This window comes from Micromonospora sp. WMMA1949, from assembly GCF_027460145.1.
GTDB lineage: Bacteria > Actinomycetota > Actinomycetes > Mycobacteriales > Micromonosporaceae > Micromonospora.
Window position 1 is genome coordinate 2,191,284 of the sequence record NZ_JAPZBG010000001.1, and the last position, 18,974, is coordinate 2,210,257.

21 protein-coding genes are annotated in these 18,974 nt (G+C 72.8%); 9 read left to right on the plus strand and 12 right to left on the minus strand.

The features are described from left to right. The first annotated feature begins 16 nt into the window (after positions 1-16). A complete protein-coding gene (locus tag O7607_RS10215) occupies positions 17-2,479 on the plus strand; it encodes a helicase-associated domain-containing protein (protein WP_269702694.1) in 2,463 nt (820 codons plus the stop codon). A gap of 1 nt (position 2,480) precedes the next feature. Here O7607_RS10215 and O7607_RS10220 read toward each other — a convergent pair whose 3' ends face one another. Beyond that, complete coding sequence (locus O7607_RS10220) at positions 2,481-2,717, minus strand: hypothetical protein (protein ID WP_269702695.1); 237 nt, start codon at positions 2,715-2,717, stop codon at positions 2,481-2,483. Positions 2,718-2,840: 123 nt separating this feature from the next. Further along, positions 2,841-3,716, minus strand: a complete 876-nt coding sequence (locus O7607_RS10225) for a L,D-transpeptidase family protein (protein WP_269702696.1) — start codon at positions 3,714-3,716, stop codon at positions 2,841-2,843. Positions 3,717-3,889: 173 nt separating this feature from the next. Between O7607_RS10225 and O7607_RS10230 the strand changes: the two genes are divergently transcribed. Next, positions 3,890-5,569 carry a DNA repair helicase XPB gene (locus O7607_RS10230; protein WP_269702697.1) on the plus strand — a complete coding sequence of 560 codons (1,680 nt, stop codon included), beginning with the start codon at positions 3,890-3,892 and terminating at the stop codon, positions 5,567-5,569. 48 nt (positions 5,570-5,617) lie between these two features. On the opposite strand, the gene O7607_RS10235 is transcribed toward O7607_RS10230, so the two are convergent. From O7607_RS10235 to O7607_RS10265, 7 genes are all read right to left on the minus strand, one after another. Further along, the gene (locus O7607_RS10235) at positions 5,618-6,571 is read right to left on the minus strand and encodes a zinc metalloprotease (protein ID WP_269702698.1); all 954 of its coding nucleotides are present in this window, start codon (positions 6,569-6,571) and stop codon (positions 5,618-5,620) included. Positions 6,572-6,714: 143 nt separating this feature from the next. Further along, positions 6,715-7,056: a type II toxin-antitoxin system HicB family antitoxin gene (locus O7607_RS10240; RefSeq protein WP_269702699.1), complete on the minus strand. Its 342-nt coding sequence runs from the start codon at positions 7,054-7,056 to the stop codon at positions 6,715-6,717. Next, the gene (locus tag O7607_RS10245; protein WP_269702700.1) at positions 7,056-7,301 is read right to left on the minus strand and encodes a toxin HicA; all 246 of its coding nucleotides are present in this window, start codon (positions 7,299-7,301) and stop codon (positions 7,056-7,058) included. The genes O7607_RS10240 and O7607_RS10245 overlap by 1 nt, the downstream gene beginning before the upstream one ends. Positions 7,302-7,328: 27 nt before the next feature. Further along, a complete protein-coding gene (locus tag O7607_RS10250; protein ID WP_269702701.1) occupies positions 7,329-7,631 on the minus strand; it encodes a hypothetical protein in 303 nt (100 codons plus the stop codon). Next, positions 7,624-8,481: a GNAT family N-acetyltransferase gene (locus O7607_RS10255; protein WP_269702702.1), complete on the minus strand. Its 858-nt coding sequence runs from the start codon at positions 8,479-8,481 to the stop codon at positions 7,624-7,626. Before O7607_RS10255 ends, O7607_RS10250 begins: the two co-directional genes overlap by 8 nt. A 380-nt stretch (positions 8,482-8,861) precedes the next feature. After that, positions 8,862-9,560, minus strand: a complete 699-nt coding sequence (locus O7607_RS10260) for a TIGR03089 family protein (protein WP_269702704.1) — start codon at positions 9,558-9,560, stop codon at positions 8,862-8,864. A 27-nt stretch (positions 9,561-9,587) separates the two neighbouring features. Then, on the minus strand, positions 9,588-10,166 hold the full coding sequence (locus O7607_RS10265; protein WP_269702706.1) for a TetR/AcrR family transcriptional regulator: 579 nt from the start codon (positions 10,164-10,166) through the stop codon (positions 9,588-9,590). Between the two features lie 87 nt (positions 10,167-10,253). On the opposite strand from O7607_RS10265, the gene O7607_RS10270 reads away from it, so the two are divergent. Together O7607_RS10270 and O7607_RS10275 are read left to right on the plus strand one after the other, a co-directional pair. After that, entirely contained in the window at positions 10,254-10,628 is a 375-nt protein-coding gene (locus O7607_RS10270) for a DUF4267 domain-containing protein (protein WP_269702707.1), read from the plus strand. Between the two features lie 95 nt (positions 10,629-10,723). Continuing rightward, positions 10,724-11,878 (plus strand): hypothetical protein, encoded by a 1,155-nt coding sequence (locus O7607_RS10275; protein ID WP_269702708.1) that lies wholly within the window; start codon positions 10,724-10,726, stop codon positions 11,876-11,878. Here the strand turns inward: O7607_RS10275 and ligD (O7607_RS10280) are convergent. Together ligD (O7607_RS10280) and ligD (O7607_RS10285) are read right to left on the minus strand one after the other, a co-directional pair. Next, on the minus strand, positions 11,805-12,719 hold the full coding sequence (ligD, locus tag O7607_RS10280; protein ID WP_269702710.1) for a non-homologous end-joining DNA ligase: 915 nt from the start codon (positions 12,717-12,719) through the stop codon (positions 11,805-11,807). The two genes, O7607_RS10275 and ligD (O7607_RS10280), sit on opposite strands and share 74 nt — an antisense overlap. Beyond that, positions 12,709-13,647: a non-homologous end-joining DNA ligase gene (ligD, locus tag O7607_RS10285; protein WP_269702712.1), complete on the minus strand. Its 939-nt coding sequence runs from the start codon at positions 13,645-13,647 to the stop codon at positions 12,709-12,711. Before ligD (O7607_RS10285) ends, ligD (O7607_RS10280) begins: the two co-directional genes overlap by 11 nt. 87 nt (positions 13,648-13,734) lie before the next feature. Between ligD (O7607_RS10285) and ku the strand changes: the two genes are divergently transcribed. Further along, positions 13,735-14,727, plus strand: a complete 993-nt coding sequence (ku, locus tag O7607_RS10290) for a non-homologous end joining protein Ku (protein ID WP_269702714.1) — start codon at positions 13,735-13,737, stop codon at positions 14,725-14,727. Positions 14,728-14,777: 50 nt separating this feature from the next. Here the strand turns inward: ku and O7607_RS10295 are convergent, their stop codons facing one another. Further along, positions 14,778-15,170, minus strand: a complete 393-nt coding sequence (locus O7607_RS10295; protein WP_269702716.1) for a PPOX class F420-dependent oxidoreductase — start codon at positions 15,168-15,170, stop codon at positions 14,778-14,780. A 63-nt stretch (positions 15,171-15,233) separates the two neighbouring features. Between O7607_RS10295 and O7607_RS10300 the strand changes: the two genes are divergently transcribed. The 4 genes from O7607_RS10300 (at position 15,234) to O7607_RS10315 (ending at position 18,815) form a co-directional block, all read left to right on the plus strand. Then, the gene (locus tag O7607_RS10300; protein ID WP_269702718.1) at positions 15,234-15,983 is read left to right on the plus strand and encodes an FKBP-type peptidyl-prolyl cis-trans isomerase; all 750 of its coding nucleotides are present in this window, start codon (positions 15,234-15,236) and stop codon (positions 15,981-15,983) included. Between the two features lie 139 nt (positions 15,984-16,122). Beyond that, positions 16,123-16,980: an SCO6745 family protein gene (locus O7607_RS10305; RefSeq protein WP_269706935.1), complete on the plus strand. Its 858-nt coding sequence runs from the start codon at positions 16,123-16,125 to the stop codon at positions 16,978-16,980. A gap of 106 nt (positions 16,981-17,086) precedes the next feature. Next, positions 17,087-17,737, plus strand: a complete 651-nt coding sequence (locus O7607_RS10310) for an HAD family hydrolase (RefSeq protein ID WP_269702720.1) — start codon at positions 17,087-17,089, stop codon at positions 17,735-17,737. 64 nt (positions 17,738-17,801) lie between these two features. After that, positions 17,802-18,815: an NADPH:quinone reductase gene (locus O7607_RS10315; protein WP_269702722.1), complete on the plus strand. Its 1,014-nt coding sequence runs from the start codon at positions 17,802-17,804 to the stop codon at positions 18,813-18,815. The last annotated feature ends 159 nt before the right edge of the window (positions 18,816-18,974 follow it).

The window sequence follows — 18,974 nt, forward strand, 5'->3', positions numbered from 1 at the left end:
CTAGCGTGGTACGACGATGACCACCTCACTCGCCGACCACCTGCGGGCCCTCCCCGACGAGTCGCTTGCCGCCCTGCTCCAGCTGCGGCCGGACCTCGTCGTGCCGGTGCCGGCCGACGTGTCCGCCCTCGCCCTGCGCGCCCAGTCCCGGGTCTCCGTGGCCCGGGTGCTCGACGGGCTGGACCAGTTCACCCTCGGAATCCTCGACGCCGCCCGGCTCACCCGTGGCCCCGAGGGCACCACCTCCACCGACCAGATCCTGGCCATGGCCACCGCCGGGCCGCACCCGCCCGCACCCACAGCGGTCCGCGCCGCCGTCGACCGCCTCCGGGCCCGGTTCCTGCTGTACGGCCCCGAGCACGCCCTGTGCGTGGCCGGTGGCATCGACGAGGTGTCCCCGTACCCGGCGGGGCTCGGCCGACCGGCGGCGGAGCTGGACCCGCGCGCGGCGGCCCTCTGCGCGGACCCGGCGAAGCTGCGGCGGACGCTGCTGTCCGCGCCGCCCTCGGCCCGGGCGGTCCTGGACCGGCTCGCCGCCGGGCCGCCGGTCGGGACCGTGGCGCCCGGGGCGCTGGAGGCCCCCGCCACCGGCGCCGAGGACGTGCTCCCGCCCGACCTGGTGAACGGCGGCGCGCCGACCGGCTCCCCGATCCGCTGGCTGGTCGAGCATCGGCTCCTGGTCCGGATGTCCGGCGGCCGCAACGGCACCGTCGAGCTGCCCCGCGAGGTGGGGCTGGTGCTGCGCCGCGACTCCGGTCCGCTCGGCCCGCTGCGCACCAGCCCGCCGGTGGTGTCCGGCCCGCCGCGCGAGGTCAAGTCCGTCGACTCGGCCGGTGCCGGGCAGACCATGGAGGTGGTCCGGCACACCGAGGCGATGCTGGAGGCGCTGACGGCCGAACCGGCCCCGGTGCTGCGTTCCGGCGGCGTCGGCGTTCGCGACCTGCGGCGGCTCGCCCGTGGCCTCGGGCTGGACGAGACGACCACCGCGCTGCTGTTCGAGGTGGCGTACGCGGCCGGGCTGACCGGGGAGATGGAGCTGACCGGCGCGGCCACCACCCGGTACGGCGGCGACCAGCAGATCCTGCCCACCGGCGGGTACGAGGTGTGGCGCGCGGTGTCGCTGGCCCAGCGCTGGGAGCAGCTCGCCCGCGCCTGGATGTCGATGCCCCGCCAGGCCGGCCTGATCGGGCAGCGCGACGACCGGGACCGGCCCATCTCGGTGCTCTCCGCCGAGGCGGAACGAGCCGGTGCGCCGGCCGCCCGCCGTGCGGTGCTCGCCGTGCTGGCCGACCTGCCGGCCGGCACCGCGCCGACCATCGACGAGGTGCTGGAACTGCTGGACTGGCGTGCGCCACGGCGGGCCCGGGGCCGGGAGACGGCGCACCGGGAGGTGCTCGCCGAGGCCGCCACGCTGGGCGTGACCGGGCTCGGCGCGCTCACCACGTACGGGCGGCTGCTGCTCGCCGAGCTGACCGAGGCCGACGAGCGCGGTGACGACCCCCTCGGGTTGCGCTCCGACGCCGAGTCGGGCGACGCCTCGACGACGGTACGGGCGCTGGACGGGCTGCTGCCCGCCCCGGTCGACCACGTGCTGGTGCAGGCCGACCTGACGGTGGTGGTGCCCGGCCCGCCCGACCCGGCGCTCGCCGCCGAACTGGACGTGGTGGCCGAGCACGAGTCGGCCGGCGGAGCCAGCGTGCACCGGGTCACCACGGCGAGCATCAGGCGGGCGCTGGACGCCGGCTACACCGCCGACGACCTGCACGCGCTGTTCCGCCGCCGCTCGCGTACCCCGGTGCCGCAGGGCCTGACCTACCTGGTCGACGACGTGGCCCGCAAGCACGGCGGGCTGCGCGTCGGCTCGTCCGGCGCGTACGTGCGCAGCGACGACGAGGCGCTGCTCAGCGAGGTGCAGGCGGACCGGCGACTGGAGCCGCTGGCGTTCCGCCGGCTCGCGCCGACGGTGCTGGTCACCCCGTACCAGGTCAACCGGATGCTCACCGCGTTGCGCGACGCCGGGTACGCCCCGGTGCCCGAGGACGCCAGTGGCGCGACAGTGCTGGCGCGGCCGAAGACCCGGCGGGCGCCGGCCCGTACCGCGATCGGTCGTGCGGTCGACCCGCTCGCCACGCCGAAGCTGCCGATGCCCCGCCTGCTCGGCGTGGTGGAGCAGATCCGGCGGGGCGAGGCGGCGGCCCGGGCGGCCCGGCGCGCCCCGGCGGTGGTCCGCGGCGGCCCGGCGGCGGCCGGTCCGGCGCCCGTGTCCGGGCACGGCGACGCGCTGGCGGTGCTCCAGCAGGCGGTACGGGACAAGGCGCTGGTCTGGGTGGGCTACGTCGACGCGCACGGGGCGACCGCGTCCCGGCTGGTCCGGCCGGTGTCGATCGGTGCCGGCTACCTGCGCGCCGAGGACGACCGGACGGAGATGCTGCACACGTTCGCCCTGCACCGGATCACGGCGGCGGTGCTGGAGGAGTGAGCTACTCCCCGTTGCGGCGCAGCGTGCCGATCACCGACACTGCCAGCAGCAACGCGAACGCGGTACCGGCCGCCTCACCCACCGAGTCGACGAAGCCCTGCTGCTGCACGAGCAGCCCGAACAGGAACCAGCCGAACACCCCCGCGGCGGCAGCCGCGTAGGCGAGCACCACCGCCGTGGGCACCTCCTGCTGCCGCGCCCGTTCGTCCTCGGGAAGCACGTCCTGGTCAACGGTCATGGCAGCCCCTCCCCGTCCCGGCATGGACCCGGCTTCCAGGGTTACACCAACCGGAGCGCGCGGACAGGGGTTAAAACCCTGATCCGGGCGGTCCGGTCACGGGTGGGACGGGTTCCGGCGTGCTCAGGTGCCGGGGCGGCGGCCGATCACGACCACGCGGGTGCCGACCGAACCCAGCTCCCAGAGGCGTACCGCGTCGCGGTGCAGCAGGTTCACGCAGCCGTGCGAGCCGATCGCGCCGTTGTGCAGGTAGGTGGTGGTCTCGTGGAAGCCGATCCCGCCGTTGAACTGCTGCCAGTACGGCAGCCACACCTCGTACGGGTTGGACCACTCGCGCGGGTTCTTCCGGCCCACCGAGTACGTACCGGCCGGGGTGGCGTAACCCGACATGCCGGTGCGGGTGACGGTCGGACCCATCACCACCTTCCCGCCGCGCATCGCCCAGACCGTCTGCCGGGTCAGGTCGACGCAGAAGGTGAGCCGGGAACCGGCCTTGCACCGCGCGGTGTCGGTGGCGGCGAGCCGCTTCGCCACGTCGTACGTGGTGGGACCGGCGCGACCGGAGGACGGGCTGATCCCGTACCGGACCTGGAACTTCTTGATCGCCGCGCAGTCGGCGGCGGACTGCTCGCCGTCCACGGTCAGCGTCCCGAAGCCGCCCAGCCGGGTCAGGTACGTCTCCACGGCCCGCTGGTGCTCCCCCTGCGGGCACCCGGCGGACGCGCTCGGCTTCGGCTTGGGCTTCGTCGTCTTCGTCGCCTCCGGCGACCGGGAGGGTTTCGGCGAGGCCGTCCGGCTCGGCTGCGCCGACGGGGACGTGACCGGCTGTTCCGGCGTGGGCGACGCGCTCGCCCCCGATGCGCCCTCCGTCAGCCCGACCGGGCCGGGGGTGCTCCCCCCGGCGCCGTCCGCCTGCGGATCGAGCGCGCAGGCGCCGACACCGACCAGCACGACCACCGCCAGGGCGGTGGCCCGTGCGAGAAACCGGACACGCTGCATGGGCCCTCCCTGGACAGTCGTCCCGATTGCTAGACGTGTGGGACGAGTATGACGTTGCCTGTCCAGCGAGACTTTTTTGCGGCGCCCTCCGGCGTGCAACACTGGATGGTCGGCCTGCGGCAGGTCAGCCGGGGTCTGGGCGGGGGTTCCGGGCGATGCGAGAGGACGCTGGCGTGAGCGGTGGACCACTGATCGTGCAGTCGGACAAGACGCTGCTGCTGGAGGTGGATCACCCCGACGCGCAGGCGTGCCGGATGGCGATCGCGCCCTTCGCCGAGCTGGAACGCTCCCCCGAGCACGTGCACACGTACCGGCTCACGCCGCTGGGCCTGTGGAACGCGCGGGCCGCCGGCCACGACGCCGAGGGCGTGGTCGACTCGCTGATCAAATACTCCCGCTACCCGGTGCCGCACGGGCTGCTCGTCGACGTGGCCGAGACGATGGACCGGTACGGCCGGCTCCAGCTCGCCAACGACCCGGTGCACGGCTTGGTGCTGCGCGCGCTGGACCGGGTGGTGCTGATCGAGGTGGCCAAGAGCAAGAAGCTCGCCGGCATGCTCGGCACCAAGATCGACGACGACACGATCGCGGTGCACCCGTCCGAGCGGGGCCGGCTCAAGCAGGCGCTGCTCAAGCTGGGCTGGCCGGCGGAAGACCTGGCCGGGTATGTGGACGGCGAGGCGCACCCGATCGAGCTGGCCGAGTCCGGTAAGGACGGCGGCAAGCCGTGGACGCTGCGGTCGTACCAGCGGGAGGCCGTCGAGGCGTTCTGGGCCGGCGGCTCCGGCGTGGTGGTGCTGCCCTGCGGCGCCGGCAAGACGCTCGTCGGCGCGGCGGCGATGGCCGAGGCGAAGGCGACCACGCTGATCCTGGTCACCAACACGGTGGCCGGACGGCAGTGGAAGCGGGAGCTGATCGCCCGCACGTCGCTGACCGAGGAGGAGATCGGCGAGTACTCGGGCGAGCGCAAGGAGATCCGCCCGGTCACCATCGCCACGTACCAGGTGCTCACCTCGCGGCGCGGCGGCGCGTTCACCCACCTGGACCTGTTCGGCGCCCGCGACTGGGGCCTGGTCGTCTACGACGAGGTGCACCTGCTGCCCGCGCCGATCTTCCGCTTCACGGCGGACCTCCAGGCCCGCCGCCGGCTCGGCCTCACCGCGACTCTGGTACGCGAGGACGGCCGCGAGGGCGACGTGTTCAGCCTGATCGGCCCGAAGCGGTACGACGCGCCGTGGAAGGACATCGAGCAGCAGGGCTGGATCGCCCCGGCAGAGTGCACCGAGGTACGGGTGACGCTCACCGACGCCGAACGACTCGCGTACGCGACGGCGGAGGCCGAGGAGCGCTACCGGATGGCTGCCACCGCCCGCACGAAGCTGCCTGTGGTGCGGGCGCTGGTGGACCGGCACCCGGACGAGCAGGTCCTCGTCATCGGCGGGTTCCTCGACCAGCTGCACCAGCTCGGCGAATACCTGGACGCGCCGATCGTGCAGGGCTCCACCACGAACAAGGAACGCGAGCGGCTGTTCGACGCATTCCGCTCCGGCTCGTTGCGGACGCTGGTGCTCTCGAAGGTCGGCAACTTCTCCATCGACCTGCCGGAGGCGGCGGTCGCGATCCAGGTGTCCGGCACGTTCGGCTCCCGGCAGGAGGAGGCGCAACGGCTCGGCCGGGTGCTGCGGCCGAAGGCCGACGGCCGGCAGGCGCACTTCTACACGGTGGTCTCCCGGGACACCATCGACACCGAGTACGCCGCGCACCGGCAGCGGTTCCTGGCCGAGCAGGGGTACGCGTACACCATCGTGGACGCCGACGACGTGCTCGGACCGCCGCTGCCCACAGTCGACTGACCGGCGTGCCGGGCGGGCCGCTGTGGCGCGGCCCGCCCGGTCCCGCGGTCAGCCCTTGCCGCTGGCGCGGAACGCGACCCAGGCGTCGCTCATCCGGTCGGCCTGGCCCGGGGTGAACATGTTCATGCAGGAGTCCTGCGTGTAGTCCATGAAGTTGTGGATCGGGTCCAGCCCCGGCGCGGTGCAGGTGTCCGCCCCGATCGGGCAGTTGAACTGCGGCGCCGCCTCACGCGGCGTGTCGGCCACGAAGTCGCCGGACGCGGAACAGCCGTGCGCGAACGTGTGCTCCAGCATCAGCCAGTGCCCGACCTCGTGCGTCAGCGTGTCGCCGAGCGCGTACTTGCCGGCCGTGCCGCCCGGCATCGACTCGTCGAGCATCACCACGCCGTCGATGTAGTCGCGGCCGTTGTTGTAGCCCTTCGGGAAGTACGCCCAGCCGAGCAGCCCGTCCCCGATGTTCGCCGCGTAGACGTTCAGCGTGCGCGAGTCACCGGTGTAGAGCGCCTTCTTCATGTCCCGCTCGTTCTTGCCCGGCACCACCGTGTACCAGGTGCTGTTGACGGTCCAGGTGGTGTCGACCAGCGAGAAGCGGAACGGCGTGTCCGACGCGTCGGCCGCGGTACGACCCGCGAACGAGTCGTTGAGCACCGTCATCTGCGCCGAGATGAGCGTGTTCCAGCGGGCCTTCTCGGCCGCGCTCAGCTCGTGGTCGGAGATCATGTGGAAGATCGTCGGCACGGTGACGCTGCCGTTTGCGAGGCGCGGCGAGTCCTTGATGACGCCGTACGCCTTGGCCTCGTTCGTCGAGTAGAGCGCGGGCTCCTTGGCGGTGGCGCCCTCGCGTACCCGGGCGGCGCTGTGGTTGTCGGCGCCGGGCTCGCACTCGGCGGCGGCGGGCGAGGCGGCCACGGGTGCGGGCGTGGCGGAGGCTCCCCCGGCGGTCAGGAAGGTGGCGGCGGCAGCGACGAGCACTGCCAGGTGGATCGTCGGTTTCCTGTGCATCGTTGCACCTTTCGGAAGGCATGAAAGGAGTACCGACGCGGGGTTGTCAAAGCTGCGGGTCGATGACGTCGTCGTCCCGCCATAAGACCACGTCAATGGGCCTCGGCAACAGTGCCCGGCGGGGAGGCCCGTCCTGGGGCGGGTCAGGCGGCGCTGAGCTTCCTCAGCAAGTACTGGTTCAGGCTCATGCCTTCTTCGGCGGCGTGGATGGCCAACTCGCGGTGCAGGCTCTCCCCGACCCGCAGGTTGAACTTGCCCGAGTACCTGCGCTCGGACAGCGGCTCGGGGATCTGCTCGCCCTCTTCCGCCATGTCCGCGATCACCTCGCGCAGCATCTCCTGGAGCCCTTGGAGCGCCTCGATCTGGGTGCTGGCGAGCCAGGATAGAGACGGGAACTCGGCGCAGGTGGCCACGAACTCCAGGTCTTCGAGGGACCAGGTGACGCGGTACGTGTAGTGCGAGATCTCGGGACGGGACTCGGACATCACATGGCCTCCTTCTTGTCGATCGCCTTGAGCACCTGCCGTACCTGATAGGCGTTGGCCTTGCCCTTGTCGTCCTGGATGTTGACGCGCGGGTCTCCCGCCCACGGCATCTTGAACACGGCGTGCGACGTGCCGGCCTGCCGCGGCTTGCCGAAGTAGTGTTCGCAGACCCGATAGAGATCGTTGTACGCGACGTTCTGCTGGCTCTTGCGCATCGCTTCAACGAGCCTGGCTATGGACGGCACCAGACCATGGTACCGCCAGTAGTACCACTAGGGGTCCATCGGTGTCATCGCGTCGGCGATCACCCGCGCCACGCGCTCGTAGTCGCGTACCAGCGGCCCGACCAGCGCACGGTCCGGCTCGAACGCGGCGACCAGTCCGCGTACCAGATCTTGGATGCGCTGGTCCCGGCTGAGCCGCCGCCCCCGGTGCCGGCGCGCGACGCTGCGCCAGCGGCGCACGCCGACGTCGGCAACCCGTTCGTCCCACCGGGGATCGGCGACGATCGGGCAGCCCTGCGCCCGCAATGCCGCTAGCCCACGCAGGACGGCCTCCCGCGTCTGGTCAGTCATGGAGGTAGCGGGCGCGGCGGCCGAAGTCGCGGAAGCCGAGCCGCCGGTACAGCCCGGCCGCCGGGTTGTCGTCGTTCACGCAGAGCCACGCGGCGTCCGCGCCCGCGTCGGCGAGGCCGCGCAGCACACGCGCCACCAGGTACGCGCCGACTCGCCGCCCGCGCCACCCGGGCACCACGCCGATCTGGTCGATCCAGTTGTCGAGCACCGTGACGAAGCCGGCCGCCGCGCCGTCCGGGCCGCGCGCGAGCAGCGTCAGCTCCGGCCGGAAGTCCTCGTCGTCGCGCAGGTCACCCAGCCACTCGTCGGCCTCCGGCTCGACGAATCCGGGCCGGTCGGCGAACGACGCGCGGTAGGTGGCGAACAGCTCCGGCCCCAGCGCGGCAGGCTCCACCGTCACCCCGTCCGGTGCGGCGACCTCGGGCAACGCGTCGAGGTCGTGCCGCAGCACCCACTCCAGGAACGTCCGCGTGTAGCCGCGTGTGGTGAGCAGCTCCTCCGCGCCCGCGGTCCACGTCTCCGTGGTGACCAGCAGCCCTCCGTCGCCGGCGTGCTTCTCGGCCCAGTCCAGCAGCGCGCCGCCGAGCCCACGCCCGCGCCACGCCGGGTGCACCAGGCCGGTGGCGGTGGCGGGCGTCCGCCCGGCGCCGACCCCGACGGCCGCGACCAGGTCGTCACCGGACCACGCCCCATGGGTACGCGTCTGCAGCAGCCGCGCCCGCACCAACGGGGTACGCCCGAACAGCGGCAACCCGCCGTCAGTGGCGAGGCACGCCTGCGCCAGACCGGTCAGCGCGGGCAGGTCGTCGTCGCCGAACTCCCGCCACAGAAGCGCATCCGTCCCACCCACGCCCACTCCCGCCACTCCGCCCGACCCGACGGTCCAGCACTCCGACGCAGTAGGCCCCACCCGGTCCCCCACGGTCAACCAGATTCCCCACCCGCCCACCCCGCTCGCCGCCCACCCCGCCGCCCGCCCAACCCGCGCCGATCTTGGAGTTATGGCGCCTCAGATGCCCGCTTCGCGACTTACGCGAGGTGCCACAACTCCAAGATCAACGCGAGTACGTGGGCAGCCCGGGCGAGAGCCGCGCGCGGCCACCTCGCCGCCCGCAGCGAGAGACGAGGGTGTCGGGGGTCGACGCGAGACGCCAGGAACGCCGTTGATCTTGCAGTTACGGCCTCGGCAAGAGCCACAAAACCGGCACCTGAGGGGCCGCAACTGCAAGATCAGCGAGGCGAAGAGGCGGAGGTGGCGTGGATCAGGACTGTGGCTCGGGCGGACAGAGGGGCCAGCAGCCACTTCAAGGGCTGCTCGTCCTCGGTCGGGTCGACCACGAGGCGGTCACCGGGATGCAGGTCCATCTGGGTGGCGATCTCGGCGGCCAGGCGTCGCCACGCGCCGAAGCTGGTGCCGTCCGCCGTGGCCGGGCCGGACGGGTCGACGGCGGTGTAGTCCGGCGGGTCGGTGGGGTGCCGCAGCACCTCGGCCGACCAGTCCAGCCAGCCGGGCGGCACCTCGCCGAGCGACCCCGGCCCGGTGCCCACCAGGTAGCGGTGTGTCCCCTCGGGTACGTCCTCCAGCCAGTCGTCAAGGCGTTCCGGGGTCACGAACACCGCGTCGTACGGCCGGTCCGCGCCCGGCTCGAGCACCGGCAGCCCGGCCAGAGCGCGGGGACGGAACGACACCGTCAACCCGACCGACCAGGCGCCGAGCAGCACCGCCGCGGTACGCCAGTGCGGCGGCAGCAGCACCGCCACGCGGTCGCCGGGGCGCAGCCCGCACCCGTCGCGCAGGAGTCCGGCGCTGCGGGCCGTCCACTCGCCCAGTTGCGGCCCGGTCAGCTCGGTGCGCTCGCCGGTGGCGTCGTCGAGGTAGGTCAGCAGCGGCTCGTCGGTCGCGACGGCGGCGGGTGCGCGGGTGGCCATCGGGTGTGCTCCTCCCTGGCGGTCAGCTCACCCTAGCCGGGTGAACCGGTCGACCAGGAGGGCCAGCCGCCGCGCGTGTTCCGCCCGCCGCAGACGGCCGTCGCGCATCAGCGTGACCTGGCCGTGCAGCCCGCTCCAGAACGTCTCGGTGAACGTCTCGAGGTCGTCGTCACCGGCGAACGGACGCAGCGTCTCGGCCAGCTCGGCGAAGGCCCGGACCAGTTCGACCGGGGTGTCCTGGCTGGCGAAGGAGAGGGTGACAGGGAGGGTGAAGATCGCGTCGTAGAGCGCGGGCCGGCGTTCGGCGAACGCGGCGTACGCCGTGGCGATGCCGGCCACCGCGGCCCGCGGGTCGGTCGCGGCGGCCCGGGCGGCGGCGAGCTCGACGGCCAACTCGGCGCAGCCCTCCAAGGCGACGGCCGCCATGATGGCGTCCTTGCCCCGGAAGTGGCTGTAGAGGACGGGCTGGCTGTACTCGATCTCGGCGGCCAGCCGACGGGTGGTGACCGCGTCCCAGCCCTCCGACTCGGCCAGGTCGCGGGCGGCGGTGACGATCGCCCGTTCCCTTTCCGCCCGCTCCCGCTCCCGGCGCGCCCGAATCGACATGACCAGAACTCTAGCATCGCTAGCCAATCTATCGACGCTCTGCTAGCTTCGCTCTCACACCTAGCACTGCTAGAAATCGGAGCCGACATGCTCACCCCCATCGCCTACGGGCTCGCCGTCGTCCTCAGCCTGTTCATCGTCCTGATCGGCGCACGCTTCCTCCTGGCTCCCCGAGCCGCCGCCGCCGGCTACGGCGTCCCGGCCGCGGAGGGGACAGGAGATCCGGCGTACCTAACGGTCAAGGGGATGCGTGACCTCACCTACGGCCTGGTCGGCCTCGCCCTGATCGCCTTCACCAGCGCCGACGCCGTCGCCTGGTTCATGCTCGTCGTCGCGCTGGCGCCGCTGGGCGACACCGTCATCGTGCTGCGGCACGGTGGTTCCCGGGCGGTTGCCTTCGGCGTCCACTTCGCCACCGCCGTGGTCGTCCTCGTCAGCGCCGCCCTGCTGTTCGCGCTCTAGCCGGACCCACCGGTCCGCAGCTGTCGACTTTGGTCGCGGGTCCGGTCGCCCGACGGCCGTATCAAAGGGCTGGATGGCTGCGGGACCGTGCGGGCATGACGACCGAACCTCGGCGTGGGCGGCTGGTGCCGCCGATCGCGTTGCTGCTGCTCGCCCCGTGGACCGCCGAGTGCTCCTGGGGCGGCTTCACCCTCACCGGCATGCCGTTCGTCGTGCTGGTGCTCGCCCCGATGTACGGCGGAGCGGCGCTGCTGATCCGCGAGACGGCCCGGCGGCTCGGGCTCGGCTGGCCGGGGATCGCGCTGCTCGCCGCCGCGTTCGGCGTGATCCAGGCCGGCCTGGTCGACCAGTCACTGTTCAACCCCGGGTTCCTGGACGACACCGAGTTCGCCGGCACCCGGGCCGCTGCGGAAGCCACGCTGGTGCCCGGCCTCGGGTTCAGCGCCCGGCAGGCGGTCGACTACGTGGGCAACCACGTGGTGCTGACCATCTGCGCGCCGATCGCGCTCGTCGAGTCGTACCTCGGTGCGGGCCGCCGGGCGCGGCCCTGGCTGGGCCGACCAGGGCTGGTCGCGGCGGCGCTGCTCTGGCTCGGCGGCAGCCTGCTGGTGTTCGCCGACGACGGTGGCCGCAAGAACTTCCTGGCCTCGCCGGCCCAGTTGGCGTTCGCCACCGGCGTGGCGCTGGCCCTGATCGCCGCCGCACTGCTCCGCCGCCGGCACGCCGGGCCCCCACCCGACGCGCCAACGCACGCACCGACGCCCGCCCGACCAACGCACGCACCGACGTCCACCGAACCAACGCCCGTGCCGGCGTCCACCGAACCAATGCGCGCCGGCCGATCCCGCACCGAATCCGGCCCGCCCCGGCCGGTCTGGCCCGCCCTGGTCGTGGTGGGGGCGTACCTGGGTTCCGGGATAGCCCCGGGCCGGCCGGGAGTCGTACTCGCCCTCGCGCTCGCCGCGGTCGCCGCCGCCCTGCTCACGCGCTGGTCCCGTCGGCCCGGCTGGGGGCAGCGGCACGTACTCGCCACCGGCTCGGCCGGCCTGGTCGTCGCGGCCGCGCTCGCGTACACGGTGCCGACCTATGCCCCGGCGAGCCCGTCGGCGGCGCTGGTGGGTGACGTGGCGATCAGCGTGATCGTGTTGCTGCTCGTGGGCGGCGCGTGGTGGCGGGTCAGCGGGCGGGCAGCTCGGGACCGCCGTCGAGCAGCGGCGCCAGCAGGTCGCCCTCCTTCTCCACCCGCTTGAGCACCTCGCCCGCCGTGTACGGCCGCGTCGACGGCCGCTTCCCCGCCGCTCCGGCCTCCACCTCGTCCCAAGTCAGCGGCGTCGACACCGAGGGCACCGGCTGGGCCCGCAGCGAGTACGGCGCCACTGTCGTCTTCGCCGCGTTGTTCTGACTCCAGTCGATGAAGACCTTGCCGGGGCGCAGGTTCTTCGCCATCTTCGACACGATCAGCTTCGGGTGTGCCTGCTCCAGTTCCTGCGCGATCCGCTTGGCGTAGTCGGAGACGATCTCGGCGTCCTGCGTGCCGGCGATCGGGCAGCAGAGCTGCATGCCCTTCTTCCCGGACGTCTTCGGGAACGAGGAAATCCCGTCGGAAGTCAGCCGGTCGCGCATCAGCAGCGCCACCTGGCAGCACTGCTTGAGCGCAGCCGGGGCGCCCGGGTCCAGGTCGACGACCATCATGTCCGGGTGGGTGCCGATCTTCCACTGGGGAGTGTGCAGTTCCAGCGCGGCCAGGTTGGCCAGCCACACGAGTGTCGCCAACTCGTCGCAGACCACGTAGTCGATCGTCTCCCGCCCCTTCGTCGAACCGGGGGCGGGCAGGTTCTCGGTGCGTACCCAACCGGGGGTCGCGGCGGGTGCGTTCTTCTCGAAGAACGAGCCGCCGTCGACGCCGTTGGGGAACCGGATCCGGGTGAGCGCGCGGTCGCGCAGGTGCGGCAGCAGCACCGGGGCGATCCGTGTGTAGTAGTCGATCACCTCGCCCTTGGTGAAGCCGGCCTTCGGGAACAGCACCTTGTCCAGGTTGGACAGTTCCAGCGAGCGTCCCTCGACCTCGACCTTGAGCCGCTCAGCCGGCATCTTCGACCTCCTCGGGCGGCTTGTCCGGGCGCAGGCGCAGAATGCGCGGGAAGCGCAGCCGGCCGTCCGGCGTGCGCTGGCCGTACTTGACCTCCACCACGACTCGGGGAGTTACCCAGATCGCGCCCCGGGCATCCTCGCGCGGCACACCGGCGGCGAACGGCGTCGCCGTGGACCGCAGCGGTTCCAGTTCGCGCAGCAGTTCCCGTTCGATCGCCGCCCCGATGCCGCCGCCGACCCGCCCCCGGTAGATCAGCCGCCCGTCCGGGCCGGGCACGCCGACCAGCAGACCGCCGATGCGTCGCGCGCCCGGTCGCCAGCCGCCGACCACGAAGTCGCCGGTGACCTCCAGTTTGACCTTCACCCAGTCCGGCGAGCGCACGCCGGGCCGGTAGAGCGAGTCGACCCGCTTGGCCATCACCCCCTCCAGCCCGTGCTCACCGGCCGCCGCGTAGGTGGCCGGGCCGTCGCCGAAGACCGGCGGCACCGCCCACCGGGCGGCACCGAGCCCGAGCGACTCCAGCGCCGCCCGCCGCTCCCGCCAGGGCCGGGCGGTCAGGTCGACGCCGTCCAGCCGCAACAGGTCGAAGATCATGTACGTGACGGGTACGGTCGCCGCCAGCCGCGCCGCCTTGGCCGGGTTACGCACGTGCATCCGCTCGGCGAGCGCGGTGAACGAGGGCTGCCCGTCGGTGAAGAGGACCACCTCGCCGTCGAGCAGCGCGTCGTCTACCTGCTCGGCCAGGTTCAGCAGTTCCGGGTACGCGGTGGTGATCTCGACGCCGGAGCGGGCGTAGAAGTGCCTGTCGCCGCGGGAGATGTCGGCGAGCGCGCGGACGCCGTCCCACTTGAACTCGTACGCCCAGGCGGCGCCGGCCGGGAGCTGCCCGGTCGTCGCGAGCATCGGCTTCAACGGCGCGCCGGGCACCTCCTGACTGTAGTTGCGTAGCGAAGCGCGTGCGTCCCGTTCGATCGTTTGCGATTCTGGTGGTCAACCGGGGAGAGGAGCGCGGGTATGCGGGCGATCTGGAAAGGAGCGGTGTCGTTCGGCCTGGTGTCGATCGGGGTGAAGGTCTACTCGGCCACCGAGGAGAAGGACATCCGTTTCCACCAGGTGCACCGTGAGGACGGCGGCCGCATCCGCTACAAGCGCACCTGCTCGGTCTGCGGCGAGGAGGTCACCTACGACGACATCGCCAAGGGGTACGACATCGGCGGCGGCGAGATGGTCATCCTCACCGACGAGGACTTCGCCGACCTGCCGTTGAGCACCTCGCACGCGATCGACGTGCTGGAGTTCGTACCGGCCGAGCAGGTCGACCCGATCCTCTACAACAAGGCGTACTTCCTGGAGCCGGAGGGCTCGGCGACGAAGCCGTACGTGCTGCTGCGCGACGCGCTGTCCGACTCGGAGCGGGTGGCGATCGTCAAGGTGGCGCTGCGCCAGCGGGAGCAGCTGGCCACGCTGCGGGTCCGCGAGGGCGTCCTGCTGCTCAACACCATGCTGTGGCCGGACGAGATCCGCCGGCCCGACTTCGGCTTCCTGGACGAGGACCTGAAGGTACGCCCGCCCGAGCTGGCTATGGCCAGCTCACTGATCGACTCGATGGCCGGGGAATTCGAGCCGGACGCGTTCACCGACGACTACCGGGCGGCGTTGCAGGAGGTCATCGACGCGAAGGTCGAAGGCCGCGAGGTGGTGCAGCCCGAGGAGGAAGAGGCTGCCCCCGCCGCCGCGGTCGACCTGATGGCCGCGCTGAAGGCGTCCGTGGAGCGGGCCCGCGCCGCCCGGGGCGAGGCGCCGTCCGGCGGCGGCGCCGAGCCGACCCCGATCTCGTCGGCCCGCTCCGCCAAGAAGGCCGCGAAGAAGGCGCCGGCGAAGAAGGCCGAACCGGCGAAGAAGACCGCCGCCAAGAAGACGCCCGCGAAGAAGACGGCGGCGAAGAAGGCCGAACCGGCGAAGAAGACCGCCGCCAAGAAGACGCCCGCGAAGAAGAAGAGCGCCTGACGCGTACGGCGAAGGGCCCCGCCCTCGACGGACGGCGGGGCCCGCGCCGCTCAGCCGCGGCCGAGCTTCTCGGTCGGGGTGACGCGGACGATGACGCGTTCCTCGCCCGGGCGGCGCCAGGGGTAGGTGTCCTGGCCGAGGTACTTCTTCGCCATCCGGTCGATGTGCTCGTCGGCGCCCTCGGTGACGAACTCGACGGTGCCCTTGATCCACAGGGTGCGGTAGTCGTCGGCCTTGTCCGCCACCGACACCGCGACCACCGGGTTGCGGGACATGTTCAGGTACTTCTGCCGGCCCTTTGCCGTGTTGAACACGACGTGCTCGCCGTCGGTGTCGACCCAAACCGGGGTGACGTGCGGGGTGCCGTCGGCCTCGATCGTCGCCACGTGCGCGAGCTGCGGCTCGCCGAGCAGGGCCAGGTCTTCTTCGCTGAGGATCGCCATGGCCGGAACCTACCCCGCGCGGTGCCCTTGTATCGGGCTTCGTGTCCGGATCGTGGTGGCCGTATGGGCACGCTGGGCCTCCGGGCGGGTACCGTGTGCGCTGGCCTCGGCGGCGGCCCGCCGGGGGCGCACCCACCCACCCTGCAGGGAGTCGACGTGAGCGAGCGTGTGGAGAACCGGTCGGCGGGCCAGGCCCCGGCCACCAAGGCACAGCGGCGGCTGGCCGCCCAGCTGGCCGAGAAGAAGGCAGCCGAGGCGCGTCGTCGCCGGCAGTCGATCCTCGGCGCGGCGGTCGGCGTGCTCGCGGTGGTGGCCCTGGTCGGCGGCCTGGTGTGGCTGAACAGCGGGGACGACGACAAGGCGTCCACCGCCGGTTCCTCGGCCAGCCCGACCGCGCCGGCCGAGCCCAGCGCGCCCGCCCAGGAGCTGCCCGCCGACATCGACCCGGCGCTGAAGACCAAGCCGACCGTGCAGGCCGGCACCGGCGAGCTGAAGAAGCTCACCGTCACCACCCTCGTGAAGGGCACCGGGCCGGCGGTGAAGGCGGGTCAGAACATCACCACGAACTACGTGGGTGTCTTCTACAAGGACGGCAAGCAGTTCGACGCGTCCTGGGACAGTGGCCAGCCGGCCACCTTCCAGATCGGCGTGGGCCAGGTCATCAAGGGCTGGGACCAGGGCCTGGTCGGCGTGCCGGTGGGCAGCCGGGTCCAGCTGGACCTCCCGGCCGAGCTGGCGTACGGCAACGACGCCGCGGGCGGTCGTCCGGCCGGGCCGCTGCGCTTCGTCGTCGACGTGCTGGCTGCGCAGTAGATCACTCCGGGCTTCCGTCCGGTCACCCAGCGGCAGTAGGTTCATGGTCACCACGGGCGGCACATCCGTCCGTGGTGATCTGCCCACCGACGCGGAGGTGCACGTGGCGGCGCTGGACGAGGCCGGGGTGACCCGGCAGATGTGGACGCTCTACGAGCCGGTCCACGCGGTGACCTATTTCCACCCCCGTGCCCGGGCCGCGTTCGAGGCGGTCGGGCTGCGGGGCTACTGGCGCGGCTACTTCGCCGGACGGGCCGCGCCGCTCGGGCCGGTCGACGCGCCGGCGGTGACCGCGGCCTTCTTCAGCTTCGCGCCGGCCATGGTGGCCCGCGCGCTGCCGTCGGTGTGGCGCCTGGCCACCCCGGAGGAGGCGCTGCGGGCCCGGCTCACCGGTGGTGTGCAGGCGCTCGCCGAGTTCACCTACGAGCTGCCCGAGTCGCACCTGGTCGAGGCCGCCGACCTGCTGGAGGAGGCGGCCGGGCTGGTGGACACGGCCGGGCGGGTGCTCGGCGCGGTGAACGCCGCCCTGCCCCGGGGCGAGTACCCGCTGGCCCGCCTCTGGCAGGCCGCCGCGACGCTGCGCGAGCACCGCGGCGACGGCCACGTGGCGGCGCTGGTCACGACCGGGCTGGAACCGGTCGAGGTGGTGGCCTGGCGGTGCCGGGTCGACCAGTCCCGTGAGTTCCACCAGCCGGCCCGGGGCTGGACCGACGAGCAGTGGACCGCCGCCGAGCAGCGCCTGGTGGACAAGGGCTGGCTGACCGCCGACCTCGCCCCCACGCCGTACGCCACGGAGACGTTCCGCGCGGTCGAGGAGGCCACCGACCGGGCCGCGTCGGGACCGTGGCGGGCACTGGGCGCGGAGCGTACCGCCCGGTTGGCGGAGCTGCTGGAACCGATCGCGACGCGCTGCCGCACGATCATCCCGGCCAAGGCGCCGATCGGTCTTCCGGCGCAGCGCGGCGCCGGCACGGACGCGGCGGCGCGGGCACGCTGAGCGGCACGCCGCCGATCCGGCACAACCCTCGGCGTGACCGTCACCCGGATCCGGGAAGGGGCGGCCGTTCCTGACGGGAGTGCGGCCCGTCCGGCAGGATGGTCACGTGGTGGACGCGGTGCTCTTCGACCTGGACGGCGTGATCGTGGACTCCGAGCCGGTCTGGGAGGAGGTCCGGCGGGCGTACGTGGCGCAGCACGGCGGCGTCTGGCAGCCGGACACCCAGCGCCGGCTGATGGGGATGAGCACCGGCGAGTGGGCCGAGTACCTGAGCGGTGAGCTGGGCGTCGACAGGTCGCCCGAGCAGGTCGCCACCGAGGTGGTGACCGAGATGGCCCGCCGGTACGCGCAACACGTACCGCTGATCGACGACGCCGACGAGGTCGTGCGCCGCATCGCCGCGCGGTGGCCGCTCGGGCTGGCCAGTTCCTCACCGACCCGCCTGATCGCGGCGGCGCTCGACGCGACGCGCCTGGCCGGTTCGTTCGGCGCGACGCTGTCGACGGAGGAGACCGCCCGGGGCAAGCCCGCGCCCGACGTGTGGCTCGCGGTGGCCGGGCGGCTCGGCGTCGACCCGGCCCGGTGCGTGGCGGTGGAGGACTCGTCGAACGGGGTCCGCTCGGCGGCCGCCGCCGGGTGCCGGGTGGTGGCGGTGCCGCACGGGTCGTATCCGCTCGATCCGGACGCGGAGGCGCTCGCGGCGGTGCTGCTCCCCTCGATCGGCGCGCTCACTCCCGCTGTGGTCGAGGGGTGTTGACAAGGGGCCCTTCCTCTACCTGAGGCGTTAACAGGGGGCCCTTCCTTGAATGATCGGAGGGCGGATGAAGGCGATCGTGTACGAGCGCAGCGGGGACGCCTCGGTGCTCCAGGTGGTGGACCGGCCGGTGCCGGAACCCGGGCCGGGCGAGGTGCTGGTGCGGATGGCCGTGTCGGGGGTGAACCCGACCGACTGGAAGGCCCGCCAGGCGTGGCCGCTGCCGGCCGGCTGGCAGATCCCGCACCAGGACGGCGCCGGGGTGGTCGAGGCGGTCGGCGAGGGCGTGGACCAGACGCTCATCGGTGAGCGGGTCTGGGTGTGGGAGGCGGCGTGGCAGCGGCCGTGGGGCACTGCCGCCGAGTACACGCTGGTCCCGGTCCGGCACGCGGTGCCGCTCGGTCCTGCCTCGTTCGACCTGGGTGCGGCGCTCGGGATCCCGTTCATGACCGCGCACCGCTGCCTGACCGCCGGTGAGTTCATGCCGGACAAGCTGCACGCGGGTGCGCTGAGCGACCACGTGGTGCTGGTGCAGGGTGGTGCGGGCGCGGTGGGCAACGCGGCGATCCAGCTCGCCCGATGGGCCGACGCCTGCGTGATCACCACGGTGAGCAGCCCGGAGAAGGCGCAGCTCGCGGCGGCGGCAGGGGCCAGCTTCGTGATCAACTATCGCGAGCAGGACGTGGTCGAGGAGGTCCGCAAGGTCGCGCCCGACGGGGTGCACACGATCGTCGAGGTCTCCGCCGCCCGCAACGCCGCCGCCGACGTACGGATGCTGCGCACCGGCGGGGCGGTCTGCGTGTACGCCGACGACGGCGGCGACGAGGTGACGTTGCCGATCCGGCCGCTGATGGTCCCGAACGCGCGCTGGCAGTTCGTGCTGATCTACACCGCGCCGAAGGTGGCGAAGGCGCAGGCGGTCACCGACATCGCGGCGGCGGTGGCGCAGGGCGCGATCCGGGTCGGCGAGGAGGCCGGCCTGCCGCTGCACCGGTATCCGCTGGTGGAGGCCGCTGCCGCGCAGCAGGCGGTGCAGAACAGCGTGGTGGGCAAGGTGCTGGTGAGCACCGCCGACGAGTAGGCGACCGGATTTCCCCGACAGCCGGACAGACGCGAACAAGTTTCGCAACAATGACGGTGCGGGTCACCCCGTAACGGACGGGCGGCCCCGGCGCGGTGCGAACGCCGGGGCCGCCCTCTGGGAGGAATGTCTGTTGGGAACGCGTTCCTACCCGTGTAG